Source organism: Nocardia sp. NPDC041819, assembly GCF_055590505.1.
Map to the genome: position 1 here is coordinate 1 of NZ_JBVJAP010000044.1, position 5,684 is coordinate 5,684.

Sequence of the window (5,684 nt, forward strand, 5' to 3'; positions counted from 1 at the left end):
CGGCTCGGCTACCTCAGCCCCGACGAGTACCTCGCCCAAACATCCACCGCCGCATAAGGTTTAATTCCAAGGTCCAACTTTCGGGGACCACTCCAGCAGACCATTCGTGTTCTCATTCGAGCCGCGCTGCCAGGGTGAGTGCGGGTCGCAGAAGTAGATGTCGAGACCGGTCGCCGCGGTGATCTGGATGTGGTTGGCCATCTCCTGGCCTTGGTCCCAGGTCAACGACCGACGCAGAGTCCGCGGCAGCATGGACATCGTCGTCGTTATCGCTTCCTGGACATCGAGAGCCTTGTGGGTGTGCGGTAAATGCAGCAACATGACGAATCCGGTCGCTCGTTCGACGAGCGTGCCGATGGCGGAGCAGTTCCCGGCCCCGGTGATGAGATCGCCTTCCCAATGCCCCGGCACTGACCGGTCCTCGACTTCGGCCGGCCGTTGACTGATCGAGACCGCACCGGCATGCCGACTCCGACGCTCGTCGGGCTTGCGGTGCGGCTTGCGTAGTGCACGTCCGGTTCGCAGGCACTGCGCCAGTTCGTGTTTGAGCGCCTCGCGTCTTCGAACGTAGAGCGACTGATAGATCGTCTCGTGGGACACACGCATCCGCGGATCGTCGGGGAAATCGATCAGCAGCCGTCGACTGATCTGCTCAGGACTGTGCTTCAACAGCAACTGCCGCTCGACATAAGCGCCCAGCCGGGAATCACGGCAAAGCAATGCCGTCTTGGGACGGCGGGCACGCTTGTCGGCGAGTGCCTGAGCAACAGTCGCCCGGTAACCGGTCTTCGGTCTGCGAGTGCCACGGGCGAGCTCGCGGCTGACGGTCGAGGCAGACCTTCCGATAGACCTGGCGATCGCTCGCATGCTCTCGCCGGCCGCTCGGCGACAAGCGATCTCTTCCCTCTCTGCGAACGACAAGCGGGCCGGGCGAGTCGAATGTTCACACCATTGTGGCGGCATCACTCCGCCAGCCTCACGGAACCACCGCCAGCCAACCGTCTTCGACACACCGACCGCCGCAGCCGCGGTGTCGATGATCTCGCCCTCACGGATCCAACCCCAGAACGAACGCTGAACCTCAACCGATATCGCAGGACGCCCCAACACGAACCCCTCGTCAACAAGGGTGTTGCGTCGACCCCTTGAACCTAGGCGGCGCTGAAGTGCCTGTATCTGGTGACCCGCTCGCTGGACCCCACCGGGCGCAGCAAGGCACGATGGGCGATGAGGTGGAAGCCCCGCACTCAACGCGTTTGCTATCACCTTCGAAGGCCGGATCACCCCGGCCGGGAAACTAACCAACACCGGGGTCAGATCCGCCGTTTACCCGACGCGCCCGGACGAACGGACGAATCTGGCTGTCCTGTGCGTCAGTCAGCGAGAAAGGCGACCGCGGTCGGGGCGAACGTGTCGTGGAACTGGAAGATTGCGCCGTGCCCGGAGTCTGGGTAGATGATCAGGTCCGATCCGGGGATTCGGCGGTGGAGGTCCTCGGAGAGCTGCGATGGCACCATGCGGTCGTGGTCGCCGTTGGCGATCAGGGTGGGTTGGCTCAGGCGTGACAGGTCCGCTGGTGCCGAGCGGCCCCAACGCTTGATCGCTTTGAGCTGGGTCCGCAACGTCGTCACGGTCACCGGTACGTCGCGATCGACGGTGCGTTCCTGGAGGCGTTCGATAAATGCGCGCGCAGCCTGCCTGCCCTCGGCGTCGCGGTTGAAGAAGAGGTACTCCTTGGGGTCCGAACGTGTCAATGCGGCCCGCGTGACGTCGAAGTAGGTGGTGTAGGCGACCTTGTCGATGCCCTTGCCGCCGGCCGGGCCGGTGCCGGTGAGGACGAGCTTGCGTACCAGTTCCGGGTGCTGGAGGACGAGGGCCTGGGCGATCATGCCGCCGAGGGAGAAGGAGAAGATGTCGATCTGCTCGAATCCCAGCGCCTGGATGAACGTGGCCGCGTCGTCGGCCATGGCCTCGACGGTGTCGGCGACCGAACCAGTCGAAGCGCCGACCCCGCGATTGTCGAAGGCGATCACGTGGCGACCGGCGGCGATCGGGTCGATGATTCGGGGATCCCAATTGTCGAGGTTGCCCGCGAGGTGAACGAAGAACACAACGGGGATATCACCGCGGGGGCCGAGTTCGCGGTAGGCGAAGGTGATCCCGCCTGCCTCGATTGTCCGTGTGGGCGCGTCCCGGTAGGACTTCACGACGGCGTGCGGGTGCTTGTCGGAATTCATGGCTGGGCCTCCAGTTGTGGTTGGCGAGTCGGGTGGGTGTCGGTGGCGGCCAGAAACTTCAGCGCATCGGGGACGAACGCGCGGTGGTGCTGGAACACCCCGCCGTGGCCTGAGTTGGGATAGATCCGTAGCGACGCGTTGGGCAAGCGACGCGCCAGGTCGGCCGAGTGTTCGCTGGCGACCATCAGGTCGTGGTCGCCGTTGGCGACGAAGACAGGGATAGTGATCGTGGAGAGGTCGTCGGGAGCGTGCAGGCCCGCGCTGGTGATCGCACGCAGCTGGGCGATCCGGGCCTGGTGCGAGATCGGTTTGTCGCGGTCGCGGGTGCGCTCGGCCAGCCGGTCGAAGTACTCGGTCGCAGCCTTCTTGCCTTCTGTGTCACGGGGGAAGAACAGGTAGTGCCGGGGGTCCTTGCGTGTCAGGAAGCCCTTGAGATAGGCGCCGCCGACGATGAAGGGCATCTTGGCGATGCCGCCGCCGCCGCGAGGCCCGGTCCCGGCCAGGATCATGCGACGCACGAGGTCGGGAGCCTGCAGGGCGATCATCTGCGCGACCGCGCCGCCGAGGGAGAAGCCGAACAGATCGACCTTCTCGTAACCGAGCGCGCGAATGAACGCGATCGCGTCCGTGCCCATCTGTTCGATATCGGAGGGCACCGATGATCCGGTCGCGCCGATTCCTCGGTTGTCGAGGGCGATGACGCGGTGGTGTGCGGCGATGCCGTCGATTACCCGCGGGTCCCAGTCGTCGAGGACGGCGGTGAAGTGGTGCAGGAACACGACCGGGACCTCGGACTGCGCCCCGAGTTCCCGGTAGGCGAAGGTGACGCCGGCGGCGTCGGCGGTCTGCGTTGGTGCGTCTTTCCAGGTGGGCATGATGGCGCGTCCTTCTGTAGTTCATTGAATTACGACCATACTATTATGATCGTAATGTAATGTCGAGAGGGACTACTGAACGCGAACGGAGCACCACCCATGGCCAGATATGCCGCTGATCACAAGGACGCGACGCGACGACGGCTCATCAGCGCCGCCGCACGCAGGTTCAAGCGCGACGGTCTCGACGGCTCGGGCATCGCGTCCCTGGTCGCAGACGCGGGGTTGACCAACGGCGCGTTCTACGGGCACTTCACCTCGAAGGGCGATCTCGTCGCGAACGTCGTCGCAGATCAGCTCGCGGCCCAGCGCGCGATGATCGAGGCGATGCCCGACCGGCCCGAGGGGTTGGAGCGCTTCATTCGCGACTACCTGTCACCGGCCCACCGCGATGACCGAGAAAACGGATGCCCGTCGGCGGCCCTGCTGGACGAGATCAGCCGCTGCGACATACAGATCCGTGACGCCTACACCACCGGCATGCGGTCCATCCTCGCCCTCATCGCACACCGCTTGGACCCGGAGGACTCCGAGGCTTCCTACGATCGGGCGACAGGGCTGTTCACCACACTGATCTGCACCTTGCAGCTCGCCCGCGCGCTCACCGATCGCGAACTCTCCGATCGCGTCCTCGCCGCTGGCCTCACCAACGCGCTGGCCCTGGCCCAGCCGCCAGCACCCCCCTCGAGCTCACCACGACAGTAAGGATGGAAGCACCGATGAAGGCATTCGTGGTCGACCACTACGGCGAGGACGGACTCGCGCCCGCCGATATCCCCACCCCGACGCCAAGCCGCAACGACGTCCTCGTCGACATCCGCGCGGCGAGCATCAACCCGCTGGACAAGATGGTGCGCAACGGCGAATTCAAACAGCTTCTCAAGTACAAACCGCCCTTCGTCCTGGGGCACGACCTCGCGGGAGTCGTGACTGCCGTCGGGCAAGACGTCCACGACTTCGAAGTCGGCGACGAAATCTATGCACGGCCAAGGGACTTGCGGATCGGGGCCTTCGCCGAGGCAATCGCCATCGACGCCGCCGACGTGGCCCGCAAGCCCGACTCGCTGTCGTTCGAGCAGGCTGCCGCAGTGCCGCTGGTGGCACTCGCCGCCTGGCAGGCACTCGTCGAAACCGCCGACCTTCAGCCCGCACAGAAGGTGCTGGTCCACGCGGGCGCCGGCGGTCTCGGATCGACGGTCATCCAGGTCGCCAAACACCTCGGAGCCTTTGTCGCCACCACCGCGCACACCAAAGACCTCGACAAGGTCCGGGCGTTGGGGGCCGACAAGGTCATCGACTACACCACACAAGACTTCACCCGGGAGCTCTCCGGCTACGACGTCGTCCTCGACTCTCTCGGTCCAGCCAGCCTGCGCAAGTCACTGACCGTACTCGCCCGCGGCGGTATCGCGATCAGCGTCGTCGGACCACCCGACCCGGGCTTCGCCAAACAGATCGGTCAGCCGCTACTCGCCCCCGTCATGTACCTGATGAGCCGCAAGATCCGCGCCCAGGCCAAGAAGCTGGGCACGCGCTACTCGTTCTTCTTCATGCGAGCCGACGGCAACCAGCTCGCACATCTGGCCTCGCTCTACGACCAGCAGATCCTGCACCCCGTGCTCGACCGAACCTTTCCATTCGCCGACACCCCCGACGCGATGGCGTACGTCGAGCACGGCAAAGCCAACGGCAAGATCGTAATCACACAATGACTCGCCATCCATCGGAGCGGGCGCGCTCGCCCGCGCCCATCAGCTCGGCATTGTCCATCGAGACGTGAAGCCCGGGAATATCCTGCTCACCGACTACGGCGAGCCCGCACTGACCGATCTCGGGATAGCGCACATCGCCGGAGGGTTCCGGACGGGGGCGGGCACAATGACCAGGTCACCAACTTATGCGCCCCGGGCCGACGTATCGGTTCCGGCTGGCAGCCCCAGCTGGATAGTGCCCTCTTGCCGATCACGCGGAGACATGGTCGCGTGACTCCGACTCGACCCATCTCACCAAAATCTCACACTTTCGGCGGGAAACGCCTGGATCCGATGAGACTTCTCCAGCACTTCGTTGCTGATGAACTATGTCCTGAACAGTAACGATGGGCCTTGATCGGCTCCCATGAGAAGACTTGAACCCGTGTCAAGTGGACACGGCTTCAGTGTCGGCGCCGAACATCACCTGCCAGTGACCGAAAGCGCCTGGGCCTGCTCCAACGGCAAGTCTTCGCTCGGGCACACCGAGCGCCGACGTCCCTTGAGGTAAGTGCCGACCCGGCACGACTTCTGTTGCCACCGAACACGAAGGTGGTGCGGGCAACGGAGTTGCGCTTCCATCGATGTCGGGAGAATCAGCAGACGAGTCACGAAAGAGGTGACTCCATGCTGAACGCTGCCCCGGCAATGCCGCTTCCGGTCTCAATCCCACGTGACGCTACGGCCGTCGTTGTTGTCCTCGACTTCGATGCCGCGAACCTGGCACAGCAGGCGGCCCGGCATGAGTGACAACACCGGTCACTCCCGGGAATGGACCGACGAAGAACTCGCCTACCTCGATGAGATCCAACAACGACTTT

Annotated in this window: 4 protein-coding genes and 3 pseudogenes; 4 read left to right on the forward strand and 3 right to left on the reverse strand. The window is 64.5% G+C overall.

Translation table 11 applies throughout. The annotated features are described in order from the left end of the window. Nucleotides 1-78: 78 nt before the first annotated feature. A pseudogene (locus ACZ6DL_RS37880) lies at nucleotides 79-1,056 on the reverse strand (IS30 family transposase); the annotation flags it as partial. Nucleotides 1,057-1,155: 99 nt separating this feature from the next. Here ACZ6DL_RS37880 and ACZ6DL_RS37885 point away from each other — a divergent pair. Then, nucleotides 1,156-1,291 (forward strand): annotated as a pseudogene (locus ACZ6DL_RS37885) (IS256 family transposase); the annotation flags it as partial. A gap of 82 nt (nucleotides 1,292-1,373) precedes the next feature. On the opposite strand, the gene ACZ6DL_RS37890 reads toward ACZ6DL_RS37885, so the two are convergent. Beyond that, nucleotides 1,374-2,237 carry an alpha/beta fold hydrolase gene (locus ACZ6DL_RS37890; protein WP_466058539.1) on the reverse strand — a complete coding sequence of 288 codons (864 nt, stop codon included), beginning with the start codon at nucleotides 2,235-2,237 and terminating at the stop codon, nucleotides 1,374-1,376. Next, complete coding sequence (locus tag ACZ6DL_RS37895) at nucleotides 2,234-3,112, reverse strand: alpha/beta fold hydrolase (protein ID WP_466058541.1); 879 nt, start codon at nucleotides 3,110-3,112, stop codon at nucleotides 2,234-2,236. Before ACZ6DL_RS37895 ends, ACZ6DL_RS37890 begins: the two co-directional genes overlap by 4 nt. Before the next feature lie 99 nt (nucleotides 3,113-3,211). Here ACZ6DL_RS37895 and ACZ6DL_RS37900 point away from each other — a divergent pair, with 99 nt between their 5' ends. The 3 genes and pseudogenes from ACZ6DL_RS37900 to ACZ6DL_RS37910 form a co-directional block, all read left to right on the forward strand. Beyond that, nucleotides 3,212-3,817: a TetR family transcriptional regulator gene (locus ACZ6DL_RS37900; protein WP_466058543.1), complete on the forward strand. Its 606-nt coding sequence runs from the start codon at nucleotides 3,212-3,214 to the stop codon at nucleotides 3,815-3,817. A 14-nt stretch (nucleotides 3,818-3,831) separates the two neighbouring features. Then, a complete protein-coding gene (locus ACZ6DL_RS37905) occupies nucleotides 3,832-4,824 on the forward strand; it encodes an NADP-dependent oxidoreductase (protein WP_466058545.1) in 993 nt (330 codons plus the stop codon). A 16-nt stretch (nucleotides 4,825-4,840) separates the two neighbouring features. Next, nucleotides 4,841-5,038 (forward strand): annotated as a pseudogene (locus tag ACZ6DL_RS37910) (protein kinase domain-containing protein); the annotation flags it as partial. Between the last annotated feature and the right edge of the window lie 646 nt (nucleotides 5,039-5,684).